We start from the raw sequence: 26,452 nt of genomic DNA, 5'->3' as shown, positions 1-26,452 counted from the left end.
AAGGTCGGCTGCGGGCGCTTTGCGTCAGAAGGGAGCGGTGAGGCGAGCCGCTCCTTTGTCGTTTTGTTTTGTCTGATTTTGGTGGATTTCCAATGAAGTTTTATCTCGTGCACTCTGTCGGCAACCGCATGCGCTTCAGAACCGACAGCGTGATGAGTAATGCCACGGCGCGCCTTATTTTTGCTGAGGTGGGTGCCATTGACGGTATTACGGGCGTAAAGGTTAATCCCCTGACGGGCTCGGTTCTCGTGACCTTTGCCACAGCCGAGGCCCGCACGCGGATCACAAATTACCTTGCTGACCTTGAGACGAATCCGCCGGCCAAACGCAGCCTCGCGCACCGCATGAGCCGTAAGGCGAGCGTTGTCGCCGTGCGTGAGACGATTGCCGAGCGGGTGGAAGCCGCCGAAGACAATCCCCTCTTAAAGGGATTTTCAAACCTCATGAGCCGTGCGGTCACTGAAATGCCGGTGCTGAAGACCGCGGCGGCTCCTTTCCGGGGTAAGCCCGGTGAAGACGCCGCAGACCTTGATTTGTCCCCTGTGGCGCGCTGGCTTGTGCTGCGGCCGGTGCTGCCGATGCTTGTCAATATCGCGAACGTTTTCCTGGGCGCAATTCCCTATTTCTTCCGCGGGGTGGGAAACCTCCTTCGCGGGAAGCTTAACGTCGAAGTGCTTGACGCCGCCGCCATTGCCGTGTCGCTTCTGCTGCGAGACTTTAAGACCGCGGGCCTTGTGATACTGCTTTTGGGTATGGGCGAGATGCTCGAGCGCTATACGCGCAAAAAGTCTCTGGCTAGCCTCGCGGACCAGTTGGCATTGAAGGTCGATCAGGTCTGGGTGCGGCGCGGCAGCGAAGTGGTTGCCATGCCCTTAAAGGATGTGACCGCAAAGGACCGCATCGTCGTGCGCACGGGCGCAAAGATCCCTGTGGACGGTAAGGTGGTCGCGGGTAACGCCGAGGTGAATCAGGCCACGATGACCGGCGAACCCCTGCCGGTGCACCGCGAAGCGGGCGGCACGGTCTTTGCCGGAACCGTTGTTGAAGACGGTGAAATCGATATTGTCCTCACGAAAAAAGGCGGTGAGACGCGTCTTAATGAGATCGTGCGTTTCATTGAAACGAGCGAAAAGAGTAAAGCCGGCATTCAGGGGAAGGCCGAGCATCTAGCCGACGCGGTCGTCCCCTTTAACTTTGCCCTCGCGGGCCTTGTGTACCTTTTTACCCGTAACCTCACGCGGATGGCCTCAGTCCTGATGGTCGACTACTCCTGTGCGCTGAAACTTGCCACACCCCTGGCAATTCTCACCGCCATGAAGACCGGCACCAAAAACGGCGTGCTCATCAAGGGCGGCCGCTACATTGAGGCTTTGAGCGAAATCGATACGGTTGTGTTTGACAAGACCGGAAGCCTCACGCAGGCTTCTCCGAAACTTTCTGACGTCGTGAGCCTTGACGCGAAGAAGTCGCAGAAAGAAATTCTGGGGCTTGCCGCCTGCCTGGAAGAGCACTTCCCGCATCCGGTGTCGCGCGCCGTTGTGCATGCTGCGGAAGAAGCCGGCGCAGACCACTTTAAGGAAGAGCACGACAGCGAAGTGCGCTACATTGTGGCGCACGGCATCTGTTCGTCGGTTGACGGTGAAAAGGTCGTTATCGGCTCGCGCCACTTCATCGAAGAAGACGAAGGGGTGGACGTGACGCCGGGGCTTAAGCACGTCGAGCGCCTTGCCGCTGAAGGCAAGTCCGTTCTTTATATGGCAAAGGGCGGCAAACTCATCGGGATTCTCGGAATCGTTGATCCGCTCCGCCCGGAAGCCAAGGACGTCATCACCGCTTTGAGAGCACGCGGCGTCAAACGCATCGTGATGCTCACGGGCGATGATGAACGTACCGCCAAAAACGTCTGCGCGCAGCTCGGAATCACCGAGTACCGTGCGCAGGTGCTGCCGACCGATAAAGCCAAACACGTTGCGGAACTTAAAGCCGAAGGCTGCCGCGTGCTGATGTTGGGAGACGGTGTGAACGACAGCCCGGCCTTATCAAGCGCCGACGTGGGTGTGACGCTTAAAGAAGGAAGCGACATCGCGCAGGAAGTGGCCGACGTTGTATTGACGCGCAATTCGCTTTCTGACCTTCCGTTTGCCGTGGATCTTGCGCGCGCCACCATGAAGCGCATCAAGACAAACTTCACGGTCTCGGTGGGCCTTAACACCGGCTTTATGGCGGGCGGCCTCTTTGGCTTCCTGATGCCTGCCGTAAGCGCCGTACTGCATAACCTCACCACGATCGGCGTGTGCCTTAACGCCATGCGTCCGGCAATTGGTGAACCCGAGGATCCGGGCACGCTGATGCGGGAACTTATTGCCATTCTGAGCGCTCCGGCAAACACCAAAAAGACGAGCGGCGAAGCCGCCGCCGAGCGCCTTGTGGCAGCTGATGATGACTGACCGGCAAAGGAGAAAACACCATGAATGAAGACTACAAACAATACATCCGCTCCTTTGTGCCGGGGCGGCTGAGACTGCGTCATCCCGGTTTAAAGGGGCTCGATGGCGAGATGGTTGCAACGGTGGTTGAGACTGTGACGGCCGCTGAAGGCATCACGGGCTGCACGATCAACCCCCGTGTCGGAAGCCTCGTTCTCACCTGGGACGCCAAGCGCCTTACAACCGATGACCTCATGGGGTACCTCGCCTTCTGGCAGGCCTTTATCCCGGAAGTTGACGACGTGAAGGAAGAGACCTCCTGCGGCCTGGTGGATACGGCGCGCTCGGCGGCCGCCGGTGCCCTTGACGGCCTCGCGGCCGTCATTGCGCCCAAACATAAAGGGACAAGAAATGCCCCGCGTGTTGTGCAGAACCGCCTGATGCTCGGGCTCTGTGCGGCTACGGTCGGCACCGCCTACCTCTATAAGGGCCTGCACGCGGCACTGGGCTGGGTCTTTGTGGCCTTTATCCTCTCGCACTCACTGCAGCGCCGCAAGGCACTCTGAGAGCGCGCGCCTGATAAGGCTCCGCCGGCGGAACCGATTTTTCGGTTTCCTCCGCGGAGCCTTTTGTTTTGCGGAAAAATGCGGGACAATTTCTTCATGAAAATTTTCGGGTTATGAGGACAACATGAGCGAAGGAAACTGGGGCACGCGCCTTATCAAAATCATTGTGCTCGCGGTGGCGGCGCTCACCGCCGGTGCCGTTTTAAGTTTTGCCGTGGCGGTCGTGGCCGGTCTTGTTGCCGTGTGCCTCATCGCTTTTCTAACGGCCTACGCGGTGAGTCCCCAGGATGTGCGCGCGATTTTGAAACTTGTCACCGACCGCATTGATGCGGGTTTTGAAAAGGTGAAGGAGATCCTGGCGGCCATGCAGGCGATTGTGAAGACCGCAGCTGACGGCGTCCGGGCTGCTGCCGGCATGTCTGAAGCCGATGCGGCTCCTGAGAGGCAGGAGGCCGGGGAGCAGGATAAGCCCGCCGTGAAGGCGGCCGGTAAGGCGCGCAAGCCAGCAGCCCAAGATGACGGTACCTAAAAAGTCATACTTTTTAAATACAAAGTACATCAAAGGCAATACCTGATGGAGTTTCTCGGGCGCGAAGAGGAGTTGCTGAGCCTGCGCGGGTGGCTTGGGACCGCTGCGCGCCGGGTGACATCGCAGATGCTCGCCGTCACAGGCCGACATGGCGCCGGTAAAACGAGGCTTCTCGCAGAAGATTTTGCGGCCGAATCCCGCTTTGGTCGGCCGCGTGGCGGAAGTGCTTCTTGTCTTTTCGGCGCGGATCTCGCCCTGGGGGATTCCTACAACAAAAAGGTCATGTTTGCCGGGGTATGTCTCGATCCGCGGCCGTGTGACACGGCAAAATTAACGCGTGCTGCTGCGGCGTTTTGCCGGAAGTACCCGGAAACGGCCGGGTGGGAGAAGCGCTTCGGCAGTCTGTCGCGTGCGGATGCGTAGTGGAGCTCAATCTCCGCTTTTCCACTTATCCCTAAGCGTTTTACGGATGTTGGGAGCGAGGCGCTCTAAGGCGTCAAGCGTCATAAAGATGGAACTTCTGCCTTTCAGAGACAACTCACGAAAGCGCCGTAAGAGCTCGTTTTCTTCCTGCACGGGCTTAATGCGTTCGCCCGTGATGACAAACTGCACGTCAAAGCCGCAGGCCGAGAGTCTGGGCATGCAGAAAATCCCGGGGTCGGCTTCCCCGAGTTCATACGTGACGTAAATTTCCGGCGTCACGCCGATTAACTGAGCGATCTGCTGCGCGGTGTAGTTGAGTCGCTCGCGCTCGGTACGCAACCGCCCGCCGATCTCTTTGCGCTGCTTGGTCGTGGTCAGAGCCATGATACTTCTTGTGTCCTGCCGTTTCGGTCGTTTGTCTCCTTGTATGACGGCAGTATAGCGGCAGAGCGCGTATTAAACGCGTCAAAAACGCCGGCAATCCGAAAGGAAGTGTTGCACCGGGCAGGCGCCTCTTAAGAGCCCGCGGCCACGTGCTCGCCGTTAAAGTGCGGAATGAATTTGGCTTCGCTGGTGACGCCTACCTGCATGTAGACCTTGGTCATGCCGAGGCTTTCTGCGTGCCGCAGCACCTTCTGGTACTCAAGCGTTGTGAGCTTACGGTTGATTTCGGGATGCCGGCTCGCTTTAAAAATCGGCATGTACTGGTTCATCACGGAAACCGTCACATCGTCGCCGAAGTGCTCATGAATCCATGTCAGGCACGCGCAGCTGTCCCGCCAGTGACTGGGCAATACCAGGTGCCGGATAATGAGCCCCTTTTTCATGAGGCCGTCGTTTCCGATCACAACGGGCCCGACCATCTCAAACATTGTTTCAATCGCCTTTGAGGCATACTCAAAGTAGTGCGGCACCCCCGAATACTTTTCCCCGAGCCGGGAGTCAAAGTACTTGAGATCCGGCATAAAGATGTCAACAAGGCCCGTGAGCCGCCTTAAGGTCTCAGGGAGCTCATAAGCGTTTGAGTTATACGCAACGGGAATCGTAAGGCCCCGGGCTTTGGCGTTGGTGAGCGCCGTGATGATTTCTTCGGTGTAGTGCCCCGGGGTGACGAGTTCCAGGCAGGTTGCTCCGCGTTCCTGCTGCTCAAGAAAGATGTCGGTCAGACGCTTAACCGTCACGGGCCAGCCGCGGCCTTCGGCGCTGATCTCGTGGTTCTGGCAGAAGCAGCATTTGAGATTGCAGTGCGAGAAAAAGACGGTGCCCGCACCGGTTTTGCCGCTGATCACGGGCTCTTCCCAGGCGTGCAGACTCACCAGCGCAATTTCCACGGTGTCGGTGCCGCGGCAGATGCTGCGCTTGATTTCAACGGGACTGGAGCGGTCGGCATTACAGCGCCGGGGACAGAGATTGCAGCGGGACATGATGTTGGTCGGGATAAAGAAAACCCCGGCCGTGAAACCGGGGTTTGACTGCGCCGGCAACTTTGAAAAGCTGCCGGCACTTAACGTCAGCTGCAGCGAACCTTAGTCGTTCTTGTGTTCGTTGCGCAGACGGATGTGCAGTTCGCGCAGCTGCTTTTCATCAACCGGGCTCGGAGCACCGGTGAGCAGGCACTGAGCGCGCTGCGTCTTCGGGAAGGCGATCACGTCGCGGATGGACGGAGCACCCGTCATCATCGTGACGATACGGTCAAGCCCGAAGGCGATACCGCCGTGAGGAGGCGCACCGTACTGCAGGGCATCCAGCAGGAACCCGAACTTCAGGCGGGCTTCTTCCGGACCGATCTTCAGAGCCGAGAACACCTTACTCTGCACACCGGCATCGTGAATACGGACGGAGCCGCCGCCGATTTCCCAGCCGTTTAAGACCATATCGTAGGCCTTGGCGTGGCAGTGTTCCGGATCCGATTCGAGCTTGTCGACGTCGCAGTCGTGCGGCATCGTGAAGGGGTGGTGGCAGCTCATCCAGCGGCCTTCCTCTTCGGAGTACTCAAACATCGGGAAGTCAACGATCCACAGGGGCTTCCAGCCGGCTTCAAAGAGGCCGTTCTTCTTGCCGAATTCGCTGTGGCCGATCTTCAGACGCAGGGCACCCAAGCTGTCGTAGACGATCTTCGCCTTATCCGCACCGAAGAAGATGATGTCGCCGGTCTTGGCGCCTGTGACTTCGAGGAGCTTTTCAAGGATTTCGTCGGAGAGGTTCTTGACGATCGGGCTCTGCAGGCCTTCGCGGCCGCCGTCGCGGTCGTTCACCTTAATGTAGGCAAGCCCCTTGGCGCCGTAGATCTTCACAAATTCCGTGTAGCCGTCGATTTCAGAGCGCGGCATCGTGCAGGCGTTGGGGACCTTAAGGGCCACAACCTTGCCGTTATGCAGGTTCTTCACCGAGGAGAAGACCTTGAATTCGCTGTTGGCGACGATGTCGGTCACTTCAACGAGTTCGAGCTTCACGCGCAGATCGGGCTTATCGGACCCGAAGCGCGCCATGGCCTCGTCGTAGGGCATGATGGGGAAGCGCGCTTCGGGAGCGACGAGATCCACATCGAGGCACTTCTTAAAGACCGAGCGGATGAGGTTTTCCATCATCTCGCGGATTTCGATTTCTTCCAGGAATGACGTTTCAATATCGATCTGGGTGAATTCGGGCTGGCGGTCGGCACGCAGGTCTTCGTCGCGGAAGCACTTGACGATCTGATAGTAGCGGTCAAAGCCCGCGATCATCAGCATCTGCTTAAAGAGCTGCGGAGACTGCGGCAGCGCGTAGAACATACCGTCCTGAACGCGGGAAGGAACGAGGTAGTCACGGGCGCCTTCGGGGGTGGACTTCGTGAGAACCGGCGTTTCAACGTCGATAAAGCCGTGGTCATCCAAGAAGTGGCGCACGGCCTGCGTCACCTTAAAGCGCAGCTTCAGGTTTTTCTGCATCTGCGGACGGCGCAGATCGAGCACGCGGTAGGTAAGACGCGCGGATTCGCTCACAGTGTCGTCGTCGAGCTGGAACGGAGGCGGCAGCGAGGGATTGAGAATTTCAAGGTCGTGGCAGAGCACTTCCACGCCGCCCGAAATCAGGGCATCGTTCTTCGTGCCTTCCGGACGGGCACGCACAAGACCGACCACCTTCAGGCAGTATTCATTGCGGACCTTGTCGGCGGTGGCAAAGACTTCCGGACGATCCGGATCGCAGACAACCTGCACGAGACCTTCGCGGTCACGCAGGTCGATAAAGATCACACCGCCGTGGTCACGGCGGCGGTGAGCCCACCCGTAGAGGGTAACGGTCTGGCCGATGAACTTTTCATCAACCAAGCCACTGTAAACGGTACGCATAAAAGGTACTCCGGTCTTTCTTCTTTTGGGCTGCACTGTGTGCTGACACAGCGCGGCCGTTTATCACAGTCGGGGAAAAAGGCCAGCGGGCCGGTTTTTCCCTTCTTTTCCAATAAAGCTGAGAGTTTAACGCGCGGATTTCGACTTAAAAAGGTTTTGCCTTGTAAATCCGCCTTTTTTTCAAGGCTTGTAACAAGTCGGCAACCGAAGTGAGCAGAACTGCTCAGAATCGGCAGGGGTCGGCGTCGCCTGAACGCCGGTTCAGAAAATGTCGGCAATTTGTAAGAAAAGCGCTTCCCGGCAACGTGTTTTTACCGAGAGGTGCGGTTTTCGGCACCGCCTTCGTTTACGATAGCGTCTGTCAAAGGAGAGCCCGCCCGTCAGTGGGGCCGCGTAATTTCCTCAAACTCCGAAAGACTTGAGCCGCTTTGCGTGTAACGAAGCGGCTCTTGCCGTATTTTTAATGATGGTAGTAAATACTATGACGCCCGAAAAGAGCATTTTCAAAGCCTACGATATCCGCGGCATTGTCGGTAAGACACTCACTCCTGAAGTCACCTATGCCGTGGGGCTGGTGTTGGGGTCGATGGCACGCGATGCGGGTATTGACTCCCTTTGCGTGGGCCGGGACGGCCGCGTTTCGGGGCCCGAACTCTCTGAGAGCCTCATGAAGGGCATTGCCGCCGCGGGCACGAAAGTGATTGATATCGGCCGCGTTCCGACGCCGGTTTTGTACTTTGCCGCACACTACTTTAAAAACGGCTCGGGTGTGGCGGTCACGGGCTCCCACAATCCCCCGGAATATAACGGTCTCAAGATGATGCTCGGGGGCAAAACCCTCTTTGGCGAAGGCATCCAGGACATTTACCGCGCGATCTGCGAAAACCGTTATAAGCCCGCCGAGACGCCCGCCGCGATTGAACGCGTGAGCGTCATTGACGCCTACGTGAAGAAAATCACCTCGGACGTAAAGCTCGCGCGCCCCATGAAGGTTGCCTTTGACTGCGGTAACGGTGTCGCCGGCCCCGTGGTGCGGCGCGTCTTTTCCGAACTCGGCTGCCGCATGACGGAGCTCTTTTTCGATGTGGACGGCAACTTCCCGCATCACCATCCCGATCCGAGTAAACCGGCAAACCTCCAGGACCTGATCCGTACCGTCAAAGAGGGCGACGCGGAACTGGGGCTTGCGTTTGACGGCGACGCCGACCGCCTGGGTGTTGTGACAAAGTCCGGTGAAATCATTTTCCCGGACCGCCAGATGATGCTTTTTGCCGAAGATATTCTGAAGTCGCATCCGGGTGCTTCGATTATTTATGACGTGAAGTGCACGCGCTGCCTTGTGCCCTGGATTAAGGATAGAGGCGGCAAACCCGTCATCAGTTGCACGGGGCATTCCCTTGTGAAGGCAAAACTGCGCGAAACCGGCGCTCCCTTTGCCGGTGAAATGAGCGGGCACCTTTTCTTTAACGACGGCCGCTGGCCCGGATTTGATGACGGCATCTACGCGGGTGCGCGCTTGCTTGAGATCGTGAGCCGCGCGGAAAACGCGTCTGCTGTTCTGGAAGCTCTGCCGACTGCGGTCAACACCCCCGAACTGCAGATTCCGATGGCAGAAGGCGCGAACAAAGCCTTTATCGAAAAACTGCAGAAGGCCGCCAAGTTTGATGACGCCGAAGACGTGATTCTGATTGACGGTGTGCGCGTGGAATTTAAGGACGGCTTTGCGCTTGCGCGCTCTTCCAACACCACGCCTGTTGTGGTGCTCAGAGTGGAAGGCGAAACACCTGAGGCCCTTGAGCGCATCAAAAAGCGTTTCGGTGATTTCCTTTTAAGCGTTGATCCGGAGCTCAAACTCCCGTTCTGACGGAAGCGCCTTTAAGAATTATCCGTGCGCCGGTTGTTATAAAGCAGCCGGCGCTTAATTTTGGGCCCAAAGCGCGGAGAAAGGCACGGCGGCAGAGTTCAGGCAGGTTGCGTCATATCATCGATTGTATTCGATGATATGACGCAGTTCGTGCTTATTGTCGACTATGGTCGATGGTCAGTTGGCCCGGTCGTAAAACCCCGAGAGCTTCACCATCACCCGCACCGTGAGATCGTTAAGGTCCGGAGCAAAACGGGCTTTGAGGCGCTCAGCCACCGCGTCCACCGTTGCTTTTGAAAGCCCTTCGAGGCTTTTTTCCTCCACATGGAGTTCTGCGTGGTAAGGCCGTGCGGGATCGGGAAACCTGAGGCGAAATCTCAGATGTGCGCATTCGGGCTGCGCCTCGAGCCAGTCTTCGGCGGCAGCCGTGAGTTTGAGCGTCGCCTCATCGGGCATCACGCCGTAAGGAAAGCGCGTCAGAAGACAGGGGCGCGCGGCCTGATCGGGCCGGGGCATCTCGAGTTTTGCTGCCGTTGCACGGATTTCCTTTTTCCCGAACCCGGCTTCGGCCAGAGGCGAATAAATCCCGAGCTCCGCCAAGGCCTTTCGCCCGGGACGGTAGACGCTGAGGTCGTCCTTGTTGGTGCCGTCGCAGAGCTTTTTGTCGGTGGTGCGGGCGAGAAGCTCCGTAAAGACATGGTGCTTACAGACGTAGCAGCGGTTTTTGCCGGCGCTGGCAAGGTCTGTGATCCCCAGGGGATTGGCCATGATCAGTTCCGGTTCAATCCCCATGGCGCGGGCGTCAGCAACCGCCTGTGCGGTCTCTGAGGGTGCCATGTGCGGCCCTGCGACGTGTAAAAGCCGCACGCGGTAGCCGAGGAACTTGCTCACAAACGCAAGAAACCGGCTGTCAAGCCCGCCGGAGTAGGCAATCGAGACCGTATGGTCCGCGCCCGCGGCATCGGCTACGGCGTCCTGAAGGGCCTGCGGAATCAGAGTATCCGTCACGCTTTTTCACCCAGAGCAAACAAAAGGCCGTTGGCACAATAAGCAAAAACCTTGTCTGGGGCATAGGCCGTGACGTGGCGCTTGACGGTCATCTCGGGCCACGCTCCGAACGTGGCTCCGAGGCCTAGAAGTACCGCCAGGCCCGTGGGCGTCACGGCTTCGCCGATACCGGAAAAGCCCCTGACGGCGACATTGTCGAGCATCGCAAAAAGCGCGGGAGCGGGGTTGGGGACAGCGCCGTGAGCGCAGTTAACGGACCCGTCGCCGAGCGGCACGGCGCTTGCGAAAAAGCCTTCGGGATTAAGCGTTGTAAAAAGTTCGGCGATAAGACCGATGGCCACGACGTTTGCGGTGCGGCCGACTTCGTGAAAGTGCACTTTGTCGGGGCTGGCGCCGTGTACCGACGCTTCGGCTTTGGCGAGCACCTGCCAGACGGCATCGGCCTTTTCGCGGGCGGCAGCTGAGAGCGTACTTTCATCCATCATGCGCGCGATGTCGGCAACCGACCGGTGCACGTGCCCGGCGGGCGCGGGGCAGGCGATGCGGCAGGTGACGCCCGCGATGCCGTTCACGTGCGAATCGACAAGTTCAACGTCGGACGTGAGCGCAGGAAACTTCTCCCGGGCAAGTTCAGTGAGTGAAAAAAAGGGACTGCGCATGAGACCGGCAAGCCCCGCGAGTACGGAAGCCGCGTTAAGCCCCGCGTGAATGCGGACGGTGAGAACCGGATGGTTTAAAAGAAGCGACATTTTGAAAGCTACTGGAAAGGTTGCATTAAGACTTCGTCAGCGCCCTGAAGACGCGGCTTACCGCACAAGCAGCCCCGTAGCCGTTATCAATGTTCATGACCGCAACGCCCGGCGCGCAGGAGGCGAGCATGCTCGACATCGCAGTCATTCCGCCTTGCGCCACGCCGTAACCGACGGATGTGGGCACCGCAAAAATCGGCTTATCGGTGAGTCCCCCGAGAACACTCGCAAGGGCCGCATCAAGCCCGGCAATGACGACCACCGCGTCGCACGCGTTGATTGCAGGAAGCGCTTCCGTAATGCGCCAGAGCCCCGCGACACCGCAGTCTTCAAAGCGCTCTGACTTCCAGCCCATGTAGGTGAGGCTTCGCGTGACTTCTCGCGCAACAAACCCGTCAGCGGTCCCCGCGGACACCACCGCGGCTTTGAGCCCGGGGTTTTTCGCGGGCATCGTTTTAAACCAGGCGGTACGCGATAAGGGGTCGTAATTGCAGGCTTCGCGCACCGTGTCCGCAACGGGGAGGCGCTCAAAGACGGATTCTGAGAGCCGCGTAAAAAGAATCGGCTTTTCCTCGGGGTCACTGAAACGCGTCAGCAGCGTCACGAGCGCCCTTTCGGGTTTGCCTTCGCAGAAAACCGCTTCGGCAATGCCGATGCGCGTGTCGCGGTCAATGTCAAAACGGATGCAGGGAGCGCCGGAAGTCATGGATGAAAAATGCGAAAAAACAGGATTGCCTGATACTTTAAGGCGCACCGGCCTCGCAGTCAGTGCGCCATGGGCTTTTTGCCCGTATTGGAGACAATACCGGGACAAACGGACAGGCGCGTCCCGGAATGTGTCTGATTATTTCGCAACGCGCGGGACGGTGAGGCTCCCTTCAGGCATCAAAATGATGCTCGGCGTCTCGCCCACGTACTGCTTGGCAAGCGCGAGCGCCTCTTCCACGGTATCCACGGCCGCCGTAAAGAGCATGTCTTTGGCAAGGGTCTTATCCAGAGCCGTCACAAGGATGAAGCGTGCTTTGGAAATCGGACGCGTCACGGCAAAGGCCTTGTTGGCGCCGATTCTGAAGTCCTTTTCGAGCTCGGCCTTGATGGCGCAGGGAGTCTTGAGCCTCTTAAAGGTTTCTTCAAGAACCTTGGACCCGGAGCCTTCCTCGCATTCGGCAAGAAGAATCACAACGCCGCCTTCGCGCACGGCGCAAGCCGCGTTATCCATCGTCTTTTGCATCTGGTAAACGTTGATGTCCTTGGGGTAGCCGCCGCAGCTTGCGATAACGAGGTCGGCTTCCTTCGGGATGACGCAGCCGTAAACCTCGTCCACAAACTTGCAGGCTTCCTTGTGCGCGGCGATGTAGTTGCCCGCGAACATTCTAAGGAACTGGTGCTTGGCGTTGAGAATCGCGTTAAAGAGAAAGAGCGAGCGGCCCCTGGCGAAAAGCGCCACGCCTTCCATCTGGTCTTCGTAGCAGGGGTTGCCGGTGGTAAGCCCGAGGCCTGCGTGCTTGTCGAGCATAAAGCTGTGATTGACGCGTACCGTTTCCATCGCGGCGCACCCGGGGAGAATGGCCTTTCTGCCGCCGCCGTAACCGGAGAAGTAGTGGTGCACGATGGTGCCGGTGAGGATCACGTGATCGACGTGGCAGATGTGTTTGTTAAGCCACACCGGGGTGCCGCGCGAGGTGGTGCCGAAGTACTCGAAGTCTTCCTGCTTGGTGCAGGTGCTGTTGTACATCTTGAGGCGCGAGGAAACGTCCTTGCCCACGGCTTCGACCATTTCTTCGTGCGTCATGTCGCGGTGGGTGCCGAGCGAAAAGACGATGTGCATGTCTTCGTCTTTGACACCCAGCTTATTCAATTCGTTGACCAAAACCGGCATGAAGTCAAAGCTGTTGGCAACGCGGGTGGGGTCGTTGCAGATAAAGGCGACGGTATCCCCGGGCTTGATGATTTCGTTGATGGGCTTACAGCCGATCGGGTGGTAGATCGCGTCAAGGATGCCCTGCTTGACGTCGGTCATCGGCGGGAATTCTTCGGTGCGCACTTCTTTGAGAATGTGCGCGTCATCAATGGAAAACTGCTTGCGGCCGTGGCCGTAGGCGAAGTCAAAGGTCTTGACGGTCATGAAAACTCCCTCTCGATTGGTTTAAGGGCCCGGTTGGTTTCGGACGGGCTCCTTTGTGTTTTTTGTCCGGCGCGTTACGCAAAATCACGCATACCGGCTGCGGCGGAAATTATAGGGAGACGCGCTGGCGGCGCTCAGAAAAAACGCCTGCTGCCTGATGCAGGGCAGAGGCGTTGAGGGTGCTTTGCAAAAGGCAGAAACGTCAGGCGGCAGTAAAAGGATCAAAAAGCGGGAGGAGCTTGGTGGACTCTTCGGCGCTTAGCTGACCGGGCGCGGAGGCCTCGGTCCCCGCGACAAACGTTGCGTCGGCGCCGAAAAGGCGCCCTGCGGCGCGGGTAACCGCCCCCATCGGGCCCATGGCGATCGAAATGATGGGGAGCCCGTGCTTTTTGCGCGCGGCAAGTATCTCCTGCATTAAAAGAAGCACGTCTTCGGGCTTTTTGGGTATCACGGCGATTTTGAGGATATCCGCGCCCGCGGCCGCCATCTCGGCAAAAAGCTCACGGATTTCTTTCGCAGGGGGCGTTTTTTCAAAGTTGTGAAAACTCATGATGACGGGCATGCCCGCGTCGTGCGCAGCCTTAGCGGCAGCCTGGGCTTCCCCGCGGCGGATTTCGTAGTCCATGGCGTCCAAAAACTTGGTGCCCGCAAAAAAGACCGCAAGATCCCGGTAGTTTTCGTCCGAAATCTCGCAGGCGCCGCCTTCGTTTATCGTGCGCAGGGTCCCCAGAATCGGCTTATTGGCGTGCGCTCTCAGGGACATCGCCGCCGAAATAAGCGACTGCTTGGTGATCTGCTCGAAATGATCGAGCCGCCACTCGAGAATGTCGACGGGCAGTTCCCCGAGGGTGTGCTGCTCTTCAAGTAACCCGCTTTCAGTCGATGAGGTCAGACTCGCAAGGGTTCGCACCGGCCCGTTTCCCACGGTAACGTCGCCGATGACGGCGGGTTTGACCGGATACGGAGTAAATGTAGAGTCGCTCATGAGTGAAAGTGTTTCCGAAAAAAGGATGTGAGGCATTGTAGCGGGTTGCCGGTAACGGTCCGCGGTAATACCGGAAAGACGGGCTGAGTTTTTTGCAGATCAGTGCCGGAAGGACGCTGCCCGCGTTTTGCCTTAGTATCGCGTTCTGAAACGGTTTTTGAACGGAACGTGCGGCATGGCAGCAGAGTTGGAAAGTATTCGTATCGACAAATGGCTTTGGGCGGCGCGCTTTTTTAAAACACGGTCGATTGCGCAGGAAGCCGTGGAGCTCGGGCGCGTCAGGCTCAATGACCAGCGCTTGAAACCCTCCCGGGAAGTCAAACCCGGTGACCGTCTGACGGTGGAAAGAGGGGACGAGCGGTTCGACATCTTTGTGGAAAAGATTTCGGCTGTGCGGGGGCCTGCGCCGGTGGCACAGACCCTGTACCGCGAGACGGATGAGTCCAAAGAAAAACGCCTGCGGGTTAGCGAAATGCGAAAGATTGCGATGGAACCGGCGTCCACCATCGCCAAGGGCCGTCCCACCAAGCGCGATGCGCGTCTGATCCGGCGCGTAAAGGCAAGCTGGGGCTAAACCTGCGGACAACAAAATCCCGGCACGCAGCCGGGATTTTTGTGAGCGTCTGTGAGGCTTACTTTTCTTCAGCCGCGGCTTTGAGCTGCGCAAGCGCCGTCTTCACCGCGTCAACCGTTGCGCCTTCTGCGTAAGACGCCGTTTCAAGCACCGAGAGGTCGCCCTTTTTGAGGGCCCCGATTGCCATCCCGGCGCTCTTGCCGTCGTCAATCGCGGCGGAGGTGACAAGAAGCGTCCCGTCAGCTGCAGTGAGCTTAAAGTAGAACTTCCCGTCCTTTTCACGGTACTGCTTAAAGACCGGGAGCTGCGCCTTTTTGGCAGCCGCCTTCTTTTCCACCGGTTTAACGGCATGAAAGCGTCTGAGACCCACGGCTTCCCGTAAGTTTTCCATAAAGGGCGTTGAAATCCTGCGGGCCTTCGCAGCCCCCGCCTGCAGGATCTCCTCGAGGATATCGGGGTGGCTTGTGTAGTAGGCGTACTTCTCGCGCATCGGGCCGATTTCAGACTCAATGCGGTCGGCAACGTAATTTTTCGCGTCGCCCCAGCCCATGCCGGAGGTAAGAAGGTTGCGGAAGACTTCGCGCTCACCGGCGTCGGCAAAAGCGTCATAGATTTGGGTAAGCGCCGTGCCTGCCGGGTCCTTGGGTTCTCCGGGCATCTTGCTGTCGGTGACAACACGGCTTAACGCTTCACGCAACGCTTTTTCGCCGCCTTCAAAAAGCGGGATCACGTTGTTGTAGCTCTTACTCATCTTGCGGCCGTCAAGACCGGGCAGAACCGGAATGTCTTTTTCAACCTGCTCAAACGGCATCACAAAGAAGTCGTGCCCGAGCCCATAGAGGTTGTTAAAGCGTGTGGCGATATCGCGCGCCATCTCCAGGTGCTGAATCTGGTCTTTGCCGACGGGGACGCGGTTGGCGTTAAACATCAGGATGTCTGCGGCCATTAAAACGGGATAGCAGAAAAGGCCCATCGAGACACCGACGTCCGGGTCTTCCTGCTGGGCGCCATTAGCCTCCACCACGGCCTTATAGGCGTGCGCGCGGTTCATGAGACCCTTGGGGCAGACGCAGTTAAACATCCAGTTTAAAAGCGGAATTTCCGGGATATCGCTCTGGCGGTAGAAGGTGACCTTTTCGGGATCAAGACCCGCGGCAAGCCAGCTTGCCGCAATCTGCATGCGGCTTGTTTCGATACGGGAGGGATCCTGGCACTTGATGAGTGCGTGGAGGTCCGCCATAAAGAAAAAGCTCTCAACGCCCTCGGTGTGAGAAGCGCGGATACAGGGGCGGATGGCGCCGCAGTAGTTGCCGAGATGAAGCGTACCGGTCGTGTTGATGCCGGTTAAGACGCGGATGGTCATATATCCCGAACCTTTCTTTGTGAAGATAAAACGGAAAGGAAACACTCTAGCAAAGTTTTCGCGGCCTGCACGGTTGTTTGCCGGCCGCAGAAGTACTTAACCGAAGTGGCCGTTCACGTAGTCGCGGGTCTTTTCAAGTTTCGGGTGGTTAAAGATCGTATCGGTGGCGTCAAATTCAATCAACTGTCCCATAAAGAAGAACGCGGTCTTATCCGACACACGCGCCGCCTGCTGCATGTTGTGCGTCACGATGATGATAGAGAGCGACTCCTTGAGTTCAAGGATGCTTTCCTCAAGGCGCTGCGTTGCAATCGGATCCAGAGCACTGCAGGGCTCATCCATCAGAAGCACTTCGGGTTCAACCGCCAACGCACGTGCAATGCAGAGGCGCTGCTGCTGGCCGCCGGAAAGCCCCAGGGCACTGTCGTTAAGACGGTCTTTGACTTCTTCAAAAAGCGCGGCGCGCTTCAGACTTTCCTCCACCTTGTCGCGGATGAGGGTTTTGTTGGTGATGCCGGCAACTCTCAGACCATAAGCGACGTTTTCAAAAATGGATTTGGGAAAGGGCGTGGGCCTCTGAAAGACCATGCCGACACGCTGTCTGAGCGCCACCACGTCAAAGTCAGGCGCGTAGATGTCATCGCCGTCCAACGTGATTTTCCCTGTGATGTGGGTGTTGGGGATGAGTTCGTTCATGCGCGAAAGCGTTCTTAAAAACGTACTTTTGCCGCAGCCTGAAGGGCCGATCAGAGCCGTCACCTCGCGGTCACGGAAGTCAAGGTTGATGTCAAAAAGGGTCTGCTTTTTGCCGTAAAAGAAGTCCACGTGTTCGGCGTGGATCTTGATGTCGTTTTTTTCGTTTGTCTGAAAGTCGTTCATGAGTGTTTTGTCCGGTCGGCCGGGGGTTTGGCCGGCAATTTTTTTGTAAAGCGTCTTTTACGTGTGATCTGCGATCGTATGCCGCGTTTTTGTCGAAACTGTGCCGTTTTGGTGACAAAACGATGACAAAGAAAACGTCATCAACCCGTCACGAAAAAAGGGTTGATCCGTCACAAACGGCGCTCAAGATGCGCAATCGAAAAAAGAAAAAACGATGTGCCCGGAGAAATGGGGTTTCCGGGATTTCGGTTAACCGGTGCCGGACGGACAAACAGCAAAATCTGACGTGTCCGGTGCCATTGATGTCAGTAAGGACAAAACGAAATGATGATGAAGAAAGTGGTTGCGGTGCTCGCGGCCGGTCTGATCGGTACAACGGCTTTTGGTGCCGAACTCGTGATTAACGGCTCCACCACCGTGCTTCCCATTGTGCAGAAGGCGGCGGAAAGCTATTCGCATGAAGTCGGTGCCGCGGCGATTTCCCTTTCGGGGGGCGGGTCCGGCAACGGAATCAAGGCGCTGATTGACGGTCTTACGACGATCGCCATGAGCTCGCGTGACATTAAGGCAAGTGAAGTGAAGCTCGCCCAAGCCCGAGGCGTCAAACCGGTACGCACCGCTGTTGCCGTTGACGCCATCGTTCCGGTCGTCAACAACGCCAATCCTGTGAAGGACATTACGCTTGCCACGCTCAAGGCCATTTATGAAGGCAAGATCAGGAACTGGAAGGATGTGGGCGGCAAGGACGCTCCGATTGTTGTTGTGAGCCGCGACTCGAGCTCGGGTACCTTTGAAACCTGGGAAGAGCTCGTCATGAAAAAGGCCCGCGTGACGCCGAGAGCGCTGCTGCAGACTTCTAACGGCACGGTTGTCCAGACGGTTGCAAAGAACGTGAACGCCATCGGCTATATCGGCCTCGGATATGTTGACGGGCAGACAAAGAGCCTCACGATCGCGGGCACCAAGGCTACGGCTCAGAACGCCAAAACCAAGACCTGGCCTCTTTCCCGTGAACTCTATTTCTTCACCAACGGCACTCCTTCCGGTGCCGCCAAGAGTTTCACCGACTTTGTGCTTGATCCCGCCAAGGGCCAGAAGCTTGTGAAGGAAACCGGTTTCGTGCCGCTTCACGAGTAAATGAAACGCGGGGCGCTGCGGCTCTTGTGCATTGCCGTAAGCCCCCGTTTTTACAAGTAATTTACGAGTAAAACACCAGTAAAAAGGCCGGTCAGTGAGTACCGGCCATTCATGCAGACAGAGACGCGACAATGATCAATAAAAACCGACGGGAACGGATGGTCGAAATCGGGCTCACCGTCCTCGCGCTCACGTCGCTTGCGACACTTGCGGGCATCGTCTTTTATCTCTTTCGGGAGGGGCTGCCGGTCTTTTCCCAGGTCACTCCGCTCAAATTCATTTTCGGCACCGACTGGTATCCGGTGGGAGATGCCCCGGACTTTGAGATCGGCTCCCTGATTGCGGGGTCGCTTGCCGTTACGGTGCTCTCAAGCCTTATTGCGGTACCGCTGGGCCTGGTGACCGCAGCGTATCTTTCTGAAGTGGCGTCGGATAAAACCCGCCGAATCGTCAAACCCTTTATTGAACTTTTGGCGGCGCTTCCTTCGGTTGTGATCGGCTTTATCGGGATGGTGCTTGTGGCGCCGTGGCTGCAGAATGCCCTGGGGATCGCCACGGGACTCAATCTCTTTAACGCCTCACTGATGCTTGCCTTCATGGCCGTGCCCACGATCTGCTCGATTTCAGAAGATGCCCTGCATGCGGTACCGCAGGCTTTAAAGGACGCTTCGCTTGCCTTGGGCGCCACGCCCTGGGAGACTCTGAAACTTGTCACCTTCCCGTATGCGCTCTCGGGCGTCGGAACCGCCGTCATGCTCGGCATGAGCCGTGCTTTGGGTGAAACGATGGTGGTACTGATGGTCGCGGGCGGTGCCGCGATCGTGCCGGAATCCATTTTCGATCCCATCCGACCGATGCCCGCAAGCATCGCCGCGGAAATGGCCGAAGCGCCGTTTGGCAGTCCCCACTACCACGCGCTTTTTGCCACCGGCATCGCGCTTTTTCTCATGACCTTCATCTTTAATGCGGTCGCCTACAAGATGGCGCAGCGCTACAAGACGCCGGCTGTTTAAGGAGAACAAAATGGTGCAGAAAAGTCTTTGTGCCCGCGCGCAGGAAAAGTCCCGCCCGAAGCGGTTTGCCGAGCAGCTGATTGCCTTCGGGGGCTTGCGGATTGCGGCCTTTATTAACTGCGCGGCGCTTGTCACCGCCTGCGTCTTTCTTCTCATTAACGGGGCAGGGGCCCTTAACTGGGAGTTTGTGTTTGATGCGCCCCGCAAGATGATGACGGAGGGCGGTGTGTGGCCCTGCCTTGTGGGGACGTTTCTTCTTGCGGCGGGCGCCATCGCCATTGCGTTGCCCTTTGGTGTCGCGTGCGCCGTGTGGTTGAACGAATACAGTAAAGACGGCGCTTTTAAAAGCATCGTGCGTCTGTCGGTCGCAAACCTTGCGGGCGTTCCGTCGATTGTCTTCGGGCTTTTCGGGCTCGCGTTTTTCGTCACAGCCCTGGGCTTTAACGTGAGTCTTCTCTCGGGCATTCTGACGCTTGCGGTTTTGACGCTTCCTGTGATCATCAACACCACGGAAGAAGCGCTTAAGCAGGTGCCGGGCGCCTGGCGTGAGGCGAGTCTCGCTCTGGGGGCCACAAAGTCTCAGACCATCGGGCGCGTGGTGCTTCCCGCGGCGCTTCCCGGGATTTTGACGGGGGCGATTCTTGCCGTGGCGCGCGCCGCAGGCGAAACGAGTGCCGTGATGTTTACGGCGGCGGTGTTTTATACGCCGAAACTCCCCGAATCCGTCTTTAACAGCGTGATGGCGCTGCCCTACCACATGTACGTGCTCGCGACCGCGGGGACCGAAATCGAAAAGACACGGCCCCTGCAGTACAGCACGGGGCTTCTATTGGTTCTTTTGGTCTTTGCCATGAACCTTGCGGCTATTTTGATCCGCGACAGGATGCAGAAAAAACGTGTGGCGTAAGAAAGCCTCGGCCGCCATATCCTGGTATTTCCTTCGCACCTTCGTGGGCCTGCGGGAAGGAACGCTCGTTTCGGCGGTCTGTGTCGGGCTCTTTGTCAAAGCCATCGGGCGGCTCGTGCCCGAAAAAGCGGCGCAAGAACCGCACGAAATCGCGTTTAAGGAAAAGAGTAAAAACTAAGCGTAAACAATCCCCCGTCTGAAGACGGGGGCTTTATTGTAACCGCATCACACGGCCCAACATAAGGCTGGTTTACATCAGCCCCTGTGCTGACAGCTGTCGGCACAGACCCTGCAGGTTGCGGCTCGCATTCAAGTCGCTGTGCGCAAGGTGACCACATTGGCTGCATCGGAACCCGTGCTTATGGCGTTTGCCCGGTGCCCCGCACTGTGAGCATGTCTGGCTTGTATAGCGCGGATCCAGGAAAACACACCGGATTCCAGCGGCTGCCGCTTTGTAAACAATCATCTCCTGCAACTCACGGAAAGACCAGCGGTGCAGTCGGCTTCTGATGCGTTTCCCGGCCTTGATGTGATCCCGGATATGCGTCAGGTCTTCCAGGGCGATTAACTTGATCCCCCGCTTTGCGGCTTCCTGCACAATCTCTTTGCTTACAACGTTATTGACATGCGTCACATGGCGTCTTTCTCGGCCTGAGGCTTTTTTCAGGTGCTGTCTGGCACTCTGAGAGCCGTTGCGCTGAAGACGCTTTCTCTGACTCATATATCGGTCTCTTTTATCCTTTAATGCTCCTGCTTTCCAAATACGGCCCGTGCTGACGGCCGCAATATTGTTCTCGCCGACATCAATACCCATGATCTCGTCGGCTTTCAGATTCTTTAAATTCTCTTCGCCCGAACAACCTTGGGACTCCACAGCGATGTGAAGCTCCCAAAACGCTTCTTTCCGGCCTCTCCGGGGATGCAGAACAAGGTTGCACTCCTTACGCTTTCCCGAAGCCAGCAACTCTTTTTGAAAAGGGCCGGGGCACAGACGTGCCCGAATCCGACCGCTGATGGTTGAAATTGAAACAGTGCCGTCAGGGAAAAATGTCAGCGTGTTCTTGTCGACGTGAACCGAGGGGTGCCTGAACACCAGCGTCTTGAGCTTCTTGTCCTCACTTTTGAGCTGTGCCGGATGATTGGCAAGCTCCGTCTTGTAGGCTGCCGACACCGAGCGGATGACGTTACAGGCATACTGGCTGCCGAGATCCGGAAATTTTGCCTTGATCTTGTCATAAACTGCGTGATGCAGCGTGAAACGCTGCCAGAGCCTCTTCGTGCGGTCCGCCGCTACTGTCGGAACTACAAAGTTACACACCTGCGCATAGAGTCTCTGCGTCGCTGCGAGCTTTTCGTGTGCTGCCGGATCGAGTAGTTCCAGCCGAACGCAGGCTGTGCGGACACACTTGCCGCTCCCCTCAACGCGTCTAACGCCGTCCGCGGATGTGTTCAGTCCTTTCGATGTAGCTTTTGATCGTTTCTGCACTGACACTGCCTGCTGTTCCGACGTAGTAAGAAAGCGACCAAAGATGGCCTGCCCAAAGTTCATTTTTGAGTTCCGGATGCCGCATCAGCAGCATCCTTGCACTGGCACCCTTCAATACTCTCACCGCGTCGGCAATGCTGACGGACGGCGGAAAACTGACCAACAGGTGCAGGTGATCCGGCTGAATCTCCAAAGAAAGTATCTCATACTTTCTTTCAGCGCATATGCTTTCAAGCAACTCACGCAGAGACAGCGCAACACCACCCCTGAGAACGGATTTCCTGTACTGGGGGCACCATACCACATGGTAAGCTGTCTGATAGACGCAGTTTCTGCTGTAAACGACGTTTAGCATAGTGCGTATGGTACCAATTTTTTAAAATAAAAACAGCCGCGATTCCTCCCGCGTCTGAAGACGCGGGTTTCCTCGCGGAATTTCTATGAAAAAGGCCCGAAAGAAACGGAGTTCCTGCGGGCCTTTGGACCTTAAGCCGGAAGTTGCCTTCCGGCTAGGGATTTAAGCGCGGTCAGAGACCGGCGGCTTCCTTCAAAAGCATCGCCTTGTCGGTCTTTTCCCACGTAAATTCCGGCTCTTCGCGGCCGAAGTGACCGTAGGCGGCGGTCTTGGAGTAAATCGGACGGCGCAGATCGAGCATCTGAATGATGCCGCCCGGACGCAGATCGAAGAACTTACGCACGAGTTCCGCAATCTTTTCGTCGGCAATGACACCCGTGCCGTTGGTGAGCACCGTGATGTTCATGGGTTCCGCGACGCCGATCGCGTAGGAGACCTGAATCTGGCACTGACGCGCGAGGCCCGCGGCAACAATGTTCTTTGCCACATAGCGGCAGGCGTAGGCAGCGGAGCGGTCCACCTTCGTGGGATCCTTGCCGGAGAAGGCGCCGCCCCCGTGCGGGCAGGCGCCGCCGTAGGTGTCGACGATGATCTTGCGGCCCGTAAGCCCGCAGTCGCCCTGGGGACCGCCCACCACAAAGCGGCCGGTGGGGTTCACAAGGAACCGAGTGTTTTTAAGCCATTCCGCAGGCATCACCGGACGGATGATGTTTTCGACCACCGCTTCCACGAATTCGGGCTTCATATGGTCGCCCACAGACCATTCCGGGGAGTGCTGGGTCGAGAGAACAATCGTGTCCGCGGCAACGGGCTTACCGTCCACGTAGCGCAGCGTCACCTGGCTCTTGGCGTCCGGCCTCAGATAGGGCATCACGCCGTTACGGCGCACGATGGACTGCTGCTGCACGAGGCGGTGCGCGTAGTAAATCGCGGCGGGCATCAGTGTCGGGGTTTCGTCACAGGCAAAACCAAACATCAGGCCCTGGTCGCCTGCGCCCTGGGTGAGGGGATCGTGGTTTTTCTCGTCCACGCCCTGCTTGATGTCCTCGGACTGCTTGTCATAGCCCACGAGAACCGAGCAGCCCTTGTGGTCGATGCCGTATTCGGAATTGTCGTAGCCGATGCGCTTTAAGACGTCACGGGTGAGGTCAATGTAGTTGACCTGAGCGTCCGTGGTGATTTCACCGGCCAAAACAACGAGACCGGTCGAGCACATCGTTTCCGCGGCCACACGGCTCATCGGATCCTGCGCGAGGCAGGCGTCGAGTACGGCGTCGGAAATCTGGTCGGCCACCTTATCGGGATGACCTTCACTGACGGACTCGGAGGTAAAAAGAAAATCGCTGGCCATTGCCATGCTCCAATGGTACGTTGAAAACGTTGCAAACCAAGCGTCCAACGCAGTGAGCTGAGCAATGAAAACCAGCGACGTCGCGGCAGACGCTTTAGCGGTATTTGTTGATTCGCCCCGCAAGTTGTCTTTGTTAACTCGGCGAATTGTCGCGCATGATACTCGGTATTGCTTAAAAATGGATGACGGGCAAATCCGAAAAATAGTCCGGCTGCCGTACACAAAAAGACAGGCCTTTGCGCTGGTGTAGCATCCCGTTAACTGCAACTGCACCAGGACAACATACATGCCCGAACTTCCCGAGGTTGAGGTCTGCCGCAAGGCACTCGCGCCCGCTCTTACCGGTAAACGGGTGAGCGCCGTGCACGCGTATTGCACGAACTTAAGAAGTCCGGTGCCGCCGCTCATGAAACTGATCGGGGGCCTCAGACTCACAAGCCTCACGCGGCGCTCCAAGTACCTTATATGGCGCTTTGAAAATGAATCGACGGGGCAGGTGACGTGGCTTACGACGCACCTCGGAATGAGCGGCGCCTGGCGGCTCTGGAGGGCGGATGCCGCACCCGCGGCGGGCCCGCACGACCGTCTTGACATCATTTTTGATGATGAAACGCTTCTGCGCCTCACCGACCCCCGGAAGTTTTCCGACATTAAAGTCACGGACACCGATCCGAGGGAACTCGCGCCCCTAAACACCATCGGCGCCGAACCCTTTGACAAGACACTGACCCCCGAGGTCTTTTACAAAGCGCTTCGCGGCAAAACGTCCGCCATCAAGCAGGTATTGCTCTCAGGCAAGATCGTCTGCGGCTGCGGCAATATCTACGCCTGCGAAAGCCTTTTTGAGGCCCGTATCCGCCCCACGCGCAAAGCTTCTAAGGTCACGAAAAAGGAAGCCGAAAGGCTCCTCACTGCAATCCGCGATGTTTTGACGCGCTCCATTGCCGCGGGCGGCACGACGCTCAGAGACTTTCACGGCACCGACGGCGAAAGCGGCTGGTTTGCGCTCGAGTGCTCTGTTTACGGGCGTGAGGCTGAGCCCTGTCCCGTCTGCGGGAGTCTTATTAAACGCATTGTCCAGAACGGCCGCAGCTCTTTCTTTTGCCCGACATGTCAGAAGTAAAAGACGCACTCACAGAACCCGAAGTCTTTGCCGGGGCACTGGTCGCCTGGCAGAAGCGATGCGGGCGGCACGGTTTGCCGTGGATGGTTGCAGACGCCTACCGCCGCTGGGTCTCGGAGATCATGCTGCAGCAGACGCAGGTTGCGGTGGTAAAGGACTACTTTGCGCGCTTTATGGCGGCCTTTCCGACGGTTCAGATTCTTGCGGCCGCTGACGACGAAGCCGTGATGAAACTTTGGGCGGGCTTGGGGTACTACTCGCGGGCCCGCAATCTTTTGGCCTGCGCCCGGGTTGTCGTGCGTGACTTCGGGGGCGTTTTCCCTAAGGACGTTGAAACACTGGCAACGCTTCCGGGAATAGGCAAAAGCACCGCAAGCGCGGTGGCAAGTTTTTCTTACGGCACGGTCGCTCCTGTCGTTGACGGCAACGTCAAACGGGTGCTCACACGCCTTTTTACGGTAACGTCTCCCGTGGGGACGGCGGCCTGCGATCAGTTTCTCTGGGAGGCGGCTGAGAAACTCGTTTCAAAAACCCATCCCGGCGTTTTTAATCAGGCGATGATGGATATCGGCGCCACGGTCTGCACGCGCACGAAACCGGCCTGCATGATCTGCCCCTTATCCGCCTGGTGCAGGGCGTTTCATGAGGGCAGCCAGGAAAGTTTCCCTGTGCGTAAACCCAAAAAGGAGCGCCCGGTAAAGGACGCGGTCTTTACGGTGTACCTCTCTGACGGGTGTGTGTGGCTTATCGAACAAAACGAAAAAGGCGTATGGCGGGGGCTCTGGACACTGCCCGCCGCTTCCGAAGCGGGAGAAGACATCGGGTGTTTTACGCACGACTTTTCGCACTACCGGCTCAATGCCCGCGTGGAACTTGTGCTTCATAAGCCCTCAACTGAAAACGCCCGGGGCTTTACCCGCAAAGACGCTGAAGAAGGGGCCTTGCCTGCTCCCGTCAAGAAGTTTTTGCTTGCCTCTGAGGTTTTAGCCGGCCGCTTCTGACAGGCAAAAAACCGTCCTTCGCAAAGGTATTACCGGTTTTTCGCGGCAATACCGCAGAGGACGCTCAAAGTCCGAAAAAGCCGTGGTTTTGCTTCTGCACAACGTCCGCATCCGAGAGCGCTGCCTCTCACCGATTTTTTCCAATAAGGACCGGGCAAAACCATGACCTCACGTTTTTCCCGCATTGCGGGTTCTCTTATTTCCGCCGGCGTTCTCGCCTTTTCCGTGCTTTCAACAGCGGCAACGGCAGCGGATGTGCGGACCTTCATTGAAAAGACCTACAAGGGCGGCGTGATCCCGACCTTTTAATCAGGCGGTTTGGGCGGAGAGAGCGGATTGGGCCGCCTGCGCCGCCCGGATCTTGGCGACCTGCCGGTGCCGCACCACGGTGCCGGGAAAGTCCGCAAAGCGCTTGGCAAGGGTCTCCGCCACATAGACGCTTCGGTGCTGGCCGCCCGTGCAGCCCACCGCAATTGTTAGGTAATGACGGTTCTGGGCTTCGTAGGACGGCAGCCACCGGCGGATAAAGTGTTCGATATCGGCGATCATGTCGTTGACGTCCGCAATGCCTGACAGATAGTCTGCGACCGGCTTATCAAGGCCCGTCAGAGGCCGCAGTTTCGGATCGTAATAGGGGTTGGGGAGGTTGCGGACGTCAAAAACGAGGTCGGCTGCCACCGGGATCCCCCGCTTAAAGGCAAAGCTTTCAAAGGCAAGCGTCATCGTGGACTTCGGGGCCCCGGCAAACTGCCGCACCCAGTCTCTCAAGGTATTGGGCAGAAGCTTTGAGGTGTCGATCTCGTAGGAGTAGGGGGCAATGGGCGCCAAAAGCTCGCGCTCTTTTTCCACAGCTTCAGAAAGCGTGAGCCCCGTGCCGGACTCTTCTGCGGAAATCGTGAGCGGATGCCGCCTGCGGGTTTCGGAAAAGCGCGCAATGAGCGCAGGCGTTGAGGCCGTGAGAAAGAGGGGCCGCACGTCGCAGCCCGCGCGTTTGAGGGCGTTTACCTGCTCCTCAGCGCTCGCAAGATTTAAGCGGCTTCGGGCGTCAATCGCCATCGCGACCTTCTTGTGGCCGTGGTCTTTAAGGCCCAGGGCCACTTCCTTTAAAAAGTCCACGGGGAGGTTGTCCACGCAGTAGTAGCCGCAGTCTTCGAGTACCCGGATTGCAATCGACTTTCCCGAGCCCGAAAGGCCGGTGACGATAATAAGCTGCATGGTTTTGGTGTCCTCTGCCGTGTCCGTCATTGCATGTTCCTTTT

At 57.7% G+C, this 26,452-nt stretch carries 27 protein-coding genes; 13 read left to right on the top strand and 14 right to left on the bottom strand.

Annotated elements, in window-relative coordinates; all coding sequences use genetic code 11:
• The first annotated feature begins 92 nt into the window (after positions 1-92).
• The 4 genes from NXF97_RS05545 (at position 93) to NXF97_RS05530 (ending at position 3,944) form a co-directional block, all read left to right on the top strand.
• The gene (locus tag NXF97_RS05545) at positions 93-2,447 is read left to right on the top strand and encodes a heavy metal translocating P-type ATPase (protein WP_274955406.1); all 2,355 of its coding nucleotides are present in this window, start codon (positions 93-95) and stop codon (positions 2,445-2,447) included.
• Between the two features lie 20 nt (positions 2,448-2,467).
• On the top strand, positions 2,468-2,992 hold the full coding sequence (locus NXF97_RS05540) for an HMA2 domain-containing protein (protein WP_274955405.1): 525 nt from the start codon (positions 2,468-2,470) through the stop codon (positions 2,990-2,992).
• A gap of 124 nt (positions 2,993-3,116) precedes the next feature.
• Positions 3,117-3,521, top strand: coding sequence for a hypothetical protein (locus NXF97_RS05535; RefSeq protein ID WP_274955404.1), 405 nt, complete (start codon positions 3,117-3,119; stop codon positions 3,519-3,521).
• 45 nt (positions 3,522-3,566) lie between these two features.
• Positions 3,567-3,944, top strand: coding sequence for a hypothetical protein (locus tag NXF97_RS05530; RefSeq protein ID WP_274955403.1), 378 nt, complete (start codon positions 3,567-3,569; stop codon positions 3,942-3,944).
• A gap of 6 nt (positions 3,945-3,950) precedes the next feature.
• Here NXF97_RS05530 and NXF97_RS05525 read toward each other — a convergent pair whose 3' ends face one another.
• From NXF97_RS05525 to aspS, 3 genes are all read right to left on the bottom strand, one after another.
• Positions 3,951-4,328: a helix-turn-helix domain-containing protein gene (locus NXF97_RS05525; protein ID WP_022372701.1), complete on the bottom strand. Its 378-nt coding sequence runs from the start codon at positions 4,326-4,328 to the stop codon at positions 3,951-3,953.
• Positions 4,329-4,459: 131 nt separating this feature from the next.
• Positions 4,460-5,368 (bottom strand): radical SAM protein, encoded by a 909-nt coding sequence (locus NXF97_RS05520; RefSeq protein ID WP_274955402.1) that lies wholly within the window; start codon positions 5,366-5,368, stop codon positions 4,460-4,462.
• Positions 5,369-5,470: 102 nt separating this feature from the next.
• Complete coding sequence (aspS, locus tag NXF97_RS05515) at positions 5,471-7,273, bottom strand: aspartate--tRNA ligase (protein ID WP_022372699.1); 1,803 nt, start codon at positions 7,271-7,273, stop codon at positions 5,471-5,473.
• A gap of 481 nt (positions 7,274-7,754) precedes the next feature.
• Between aspS and NXF97_RS05510 the strand changes: the two genes are divergently transcribed.
• The gene (locus NXF97_RS05510; RefSeq protein ID WP_274955401.1) at positions 7,755-9,137 is read left to right on the top strand and encodes a phosphomannomutase/phosphoglucomutase; all 1,383 of its coding nucleotides are present in this window, start codon (positions 7,755-7,757) and stop codon (positions 9,135-9,137) included.
• Positions 9,138-9,314: 177 nt separating this feature from the next.
• Here the strand turns inward: NXF97_RS05510 and NXF97_RS05505 are convergent, their stop codons facing one another.
• The 5 genes from NXF97_RS05505 to aroD all read right to left on the bottom strand — a co-directional run bounded on the left by NXF97_RS05505 (position 9,315) and on the right by aroD (position 14,004).
• A complete protein-coding gene (locus NXF97_RS05505; RefSeq protein ID WP_274955400.1) occupies positions 9,315-10,145 on the bottom strand; it encodes a hypothetical protein in 831 nt (276 codons plus the stop codon).
• Entirely contained in the window at positions 10,142-10,894 is a 753-nt protein-coding gene (larC, locus tag NXF97_RS05500) for a nickel insertion protein (protein ID WP_274955399.1), read from the bottom strand. The genes NXF97_RS05505 and larC overlap by 4 nt, the downstream gene beginning before the upstream one ends.
• Before the next feature lie 25 nt (positions 10,895-10,919).
• Positions 10,920-11,600, bottom strand: a complete 681-nt coding sequence (gene larB / locus NXF97_RS05495) for a nickel pincer cofactor biosynthesis protein LarB (RefSeq protein ID WP_274955398.1) — start codon at positions 11,598-11,600, stop codon at positions 10,920-10,922.
• A 138-nt stretch (positions 11,601-11,738) separates the two neighbouring features.
• Positions 11,739-13,019 carry a nickel-dependent lactate racemase gene (gene larA, locus NXF97_RS05490; RefSeq protein WP_274955397.1) on the bottom strand — a complete coding sequence of 427 codons (1,281 nt, stop codon included), beginning with the start codon at positions 13,017-13,019 and terminating at the stop codon, positions 11,739-11,741.
• A gap of 202 nt (positions 13,020-13,221) precedes the next feature.
• Positions 13,222-14,004, bottom strand: coding sequence for a type I 3-dehydroquinate dehydratase (gene aroD, locus NXF97_RS05485; RefSeq protein WP_274955396.1), 783 nt, complete (start codon positions 14,002-14,004; stop codon positions 13,222-13,224).
• Between the two features lie 175 nt (positions 14,005-14,179).
• Between aroD and NXF97_RS05480 the strand changes: the two genes are divergently transcribed.
• The gene (locus NXF97_RS05480; protein ID WP_204207012.1) at positions 14,180-14,578 is read left to right on the top strand and encodes an RNA-binding S4 domain-containing protein; all 399 of its coding nucleotides are present in this window, start codon (positions 14,180-14,182) and stop codon (positions 14,576-14,578) included.
• 58 nt (positions 14,579-14,636) lie between these two features.
• Here the strand turns inward: NXF97_RS05480 and NXF97_RS05475 are convergent, their stop codons facing one another.
• On the bottom strand, positions 14,637-15,941 hold the full coding sequence (locus NXF97_RS05475) for a tryptophan--tRNA ligase (RefSeq protein WP_274955395.1): 1,305 nt from the start codon (positions 15,939-15,941) through the stop codon (positions 14,637-14,639).
• A 96-nt stretch (positions 15,942-16,037) separates the two neighbouring features.
• Positions 16,038-16,820 (bottom strand): phosphate ABC transporter ATP-binding protein PstB, encoded by a 783-nt coding sequence (gene pstB, locus NXF97_RS05470; RefSeq protein WP_274955394.1) that lies wholly within the window; start codon positions 16,818-16,820, stop codon positions 16,038-16,040.
• A 324-nt stretch (positions 16,821-17,144) separates the two neighbouring features.
• Here pstB and NXF97_RS05465 point away from each other — a divergent pair, with 324 nt between their 5' ends.
• The 4 genes from NXF97_RS05465 to NXF97_RS05450 all read left to right on the top strand — a co-directional run bounded on the left by NXF97_RS05465 (position 17,145) and on the right by NXF97_RS05450 (position 20,055).
• Positions 17,145-17,957, top strand: a complete 813-nt coding sequence (locus NXF97_RS05465; protein WP_274955393.1) for a phosphate ABC transporter substrate-binding protein — start codon at positions 17,145-17,147, stop codon at positions 17,955-17,957.
• 131 nt (positions 17,958-18,088) lie between these two features.
• Complete coding sequence (gene pstC, locus NXF97_RS05460) at positions 18,089-18,970, top strand: phosphate ABC transporter permease subunit PstC (RefSeq protein WP_274955392.1); 882 nt, start codon at positions 18,089-18,091, stop codon at positions 18,968-18,970.
• Between the two features lie 10 nt (positions 18,971-18,980).
• Positions 18,981-19,877: a phosphate ABC transporter permease PstA gene (gene pstA, locus NXF97_RS05455; protein WP_022372686.1), complete on the top strand. Its 897-nt coding sequence runs from the start codon at positions 18,981-18,983 to the stop codon at positions 19,875-19,877.
• The gene (locus NXF97_RS05450; protein ID WP_022372685.1) at positions 19,867-20,055 is read left to right on the top strand and encodes a hypothetical protein; all 189 of its coding nucleotides are present in this window, start codon (positions 19,867-19,869) and stop codon (positions 20,053-20,055) included. Before pstA ends, NXF97_RS05450 begins: the two co-directional genes overlap by 11 nt.
• Positions 20,056-20,127: 72 nt before the next feature.
• Here NXF97_RS05450 and NXF97_RS05445 read toward each other — a convergent pair whose 3' ends face one another.
• The 3 genes from NXF97_RS05445 to metK form a co-directional block, all read right to left on the bottom strand.
• Positions 20,128-21,195, bottom strand: a complete 1,068-nt coding sequence (locus NXF97_RS05445) for an RNA-guided endonuclease InsQ/TnpB family protein (RefSeq protein ID WP_274955391.1) — start codon at positions 21,193-21,195, stop codon at positions 20,128-20,130.
• Between the two features lie 109 nt (positions 21,196-21,304).
• Positions 21,305-21,718 (bottom strand): IS200/IS605 family transposase, encoded by a 414-nt coding sequence (tnpA, locus tag NXF97_RS05440; protein ID WP_274955390.1) that lies wholly within the window; start codon positions 21,716-21,718, stop codon positions 21,305-21,307.
• A gap of 172 nt (positions 21,719-21,890) precedes the next feature.
• Positions 21,891-23,069 carry a methionine adenosyltransferase gene (metK, locus tag NXF97_RS05435; protein WP_022373516.1) on the bottom strand — a complete coding sequence of 393 codons (1,179 nt, stop codon included), beginning with the start codon at positions 23,067-23,069 and terminating at the stop codon, positions 21,891-21,893.
• 286 nt (positions 23,070-23,355) lie between these two features.
• Here metK and mutM point away from each other — a divergent pair, with 286 nt between their 5' ends.
• The 3 genes from mutM to NXF97_RS05420 all read left to right on the top strand — a co-directional run bounded on the left by mutM (position 23,356) and on the right by NXF97_RS05420 (position 25,502).
• On the top strand, positions 23,356-24,192 hold the full coding sequence (mutM, locus tag NXF97_RS05430; RefSeq protein ID WP_274955389.1) for a bifunctional DNA-formamidopyrimidine glycosylase/DNA-(apurinic or apyrimidinic site) lyase: 837 nt from the start codon (positions 23,356-23,358) through the stop codon (positions 24,190-24,192).
• Positions 24,180-25,193, top strand: coding sequence for an A/G-specific adenine glycosylase (gene mutY, locus NXF97_RS05425; RefSeq protein WP_022373514.1), 1,014 nt, complete (start codon positions 24,180-24,182; stop codon positions 25,191-25,193). Before mutM ends, mutY begins: the two co-directional genes overlap by 13 nt.
• Before the next feature lie 162 nt (positions 25,194-25,355).
• Entirely contained in the window at positions 25,356-25,502 is a 147-nt protein-coding gene (locus NXF97_RS05420) for a hypothetical protein (RefSeq protein WP_022373513.1), read from the top strand.
• Here NXF97_RS05420 and rapZ read toward each other — a convergent pair whose 3' ends face one another.
• Positions 25,503-26,408: an RNase adapter RapZ gene (gene rapZ / locus NXF97_RS05415; protein ID WP_074010092.1), complete on the bottom strand. Its 906-nt coding sequence runs from the start codon at positions 26,406-26,408 to the stop codon at positions 25,503-25,505. It lies immediately after the preceding gene.
• Positions 26,409-26,452 lie beyond the last annotated feature (44 nt).

The sequence above is a fragment of the Duodenibacillus massiliensis genome, from assembly GCF_928721995.1.
GTDB classification, from domain to species: Bacteria; Pseudomonadota; Gammaproteobacteria; order Burkholderiales; family Burkholderiaceae_F; genus Duodenibacillus; species Duodenibacillus massiliensis.
This window is presented reverse-complemented; position numbering and strand designations above follow the sequence as displayed.

Bases quoted from the DNA above. Each gene is read 5' to 3' on its own strand.
- NXF97_RS05510 (WP_274955401.1), top strand. From the start codon at position 7,755: ATGACGCCCGAAAAGAGCATTTTCAAAGCCTACGATATCCGCGGCATT.
- NXF97_RS05525 (WP_022372701.1), bottom strand. From the start codon at position 4,328: ATGGCTCTGACCACGACCAAGCAGCGCAAAGAGATCGGCGGGCGGTTG.
- mutY (WP_022373514.1), top strand. From the start codon at position 24,180: ATGTCAGAAGTAAAAGACGCACTCACAGAACCCGAAGTCTTTGCCGGG.
- rapZ (WP_074010092.1), bottom strand. From the start codon at position 26,408: ATGCAGCTTATTATCGTCACCGGCCTTTCGGGCTCGGGAAAGTCGATT.
- NXF97_RS05545 (WP_274955406.1), top strand. From the start codon at position 93: ATGAAGTTTTATCTCGTGCACTCTGTCGGCAACCGCATGCGCTTCAGA.
- NXF97_RS05530 (WP_274955403.1), top strand. From the start codon at position 3,567: ATGGAGTTTCTCGGGCGCGAAGAGGAGTTGCTGAGCCTGCGCGGGTGG.
- NXF97_RS05520 (WP_274955402.1), bottom strand. From the start codon at position 5,368: ATGTCCCGCTGCAATCTCTGTCCCCGGCGCTGTAATGCCGACCGCTCC.
- NXF97_RS05465 (WP_274955393.1), top strand. From the start codon at position 17,145: ATGATGATGAAGAAAGTGGTTGCGGTGCTCGCGGCCGGTCTGATCGGT.
- larA (WP_274955397.1), bottom strand. From the start codon at position 13,019: ATGACCGTCAAGACCTTTGACTTCGCCTACGGCCACGGCCGCAAGCAG.
- aroD (WP_274955396.1), bottom strand. From the start codon at position 14,004: ATGAGCGACTCTACATTTACTCCGTATCCGGTCAAACCCGCCGTCATC.
- larC (WP_274955399.1), bottom strand. From the start codon at position 10,894: ATGTCGCTTCTTTTAAACCATCCGGTTCTCACCGTCCGCATTCACGCG.
- NXF97_RS05420 (WP_022373513.1), top strand. From the start codon at position 25,356: ATGACCTCACGTTTTTCCCGCATTGCGGGTTCTCTTATTTCCGCCGGC.
- mutM (WP_274955389.1), top strand. From the start codon at position 23,356: ATGCCCGAACTTCCCGAGGTTGAGGTCTGCCGCAAGGCACTCGCGCCC.
- NXF97_RS05475 (WP_274955395.1), bottom strand. From the start codon at position 15,941: ATGACCATCCGCGTCTTAACCGGCATCAACACGACCGGTACGCTTCAT.
- pstA (WP_022372686.1), top strand. From the start codon at position 18,981: ATGGTGCAGAAAAGTCTTTGTGCCCGCGCGCAGGAAAAGTCCCGCCCG.
- tnpA (WP_274955390.1), bottom strand. From the start codon at position 21,718: ATGCTAAACGTCGTTTACAGCAGAAACTGCGTCTATCAGACAGCTTAC.
- larB (WP_274955398.1), bottom strand. From the start codon at position 11,600: ATGACTTCCGGCGCTCCCTGCATCCGTTTTGACATTGACCGCGACACG.
- NXF97_RS05535 (WP_274955404.1), top strand. From the start codon at position 3,117: ATGAGCGAAGGAAACTGGGGCACGCGCCTTATCAAAATCATTGTGCTC.
- metK (WP_022373516.1), bottom strand. From the start codon at position 23,069: ATGGCCAGCGATTTTCTTTTTACCTCCGAGTCCGTCAGTGAAGGTCAT.
- NXF97_RS05480 (WP_204207012.1), top strand. From the start codon at position 14,180: ATGGCAGCAGAGTTGGAAAGTATTCGTATCGACAAATGGCTTTGGGCG.
- pstB (WP_274955394.1), bottom strand. From the start codon at position 16,820: ATGAACGACTTTCAGACAAACGAAAAAAACGACATCAAGATCCACGCC.
- pstC (WP_274955392.1), top strand. From the start codon at position 18,089: ATGATCAATAAAAACCGACGGGAACGGATGGTCGAAATCGGGCTCACC.
- NXF97_RS05540 (WP_274955405.1), top strand. From the start codon at position 2,468: ATGAATGAAGACTACAAACAATACATCCGCTCCTTTGTGCCGGGGCGG.
- aspS (WP_022372699.1), bottom strand. From the start codon at position 7,273: ATGCGTACCGTTTACAGTGGCTTGGTTGATGAAAAGTTCATCGGCCAG.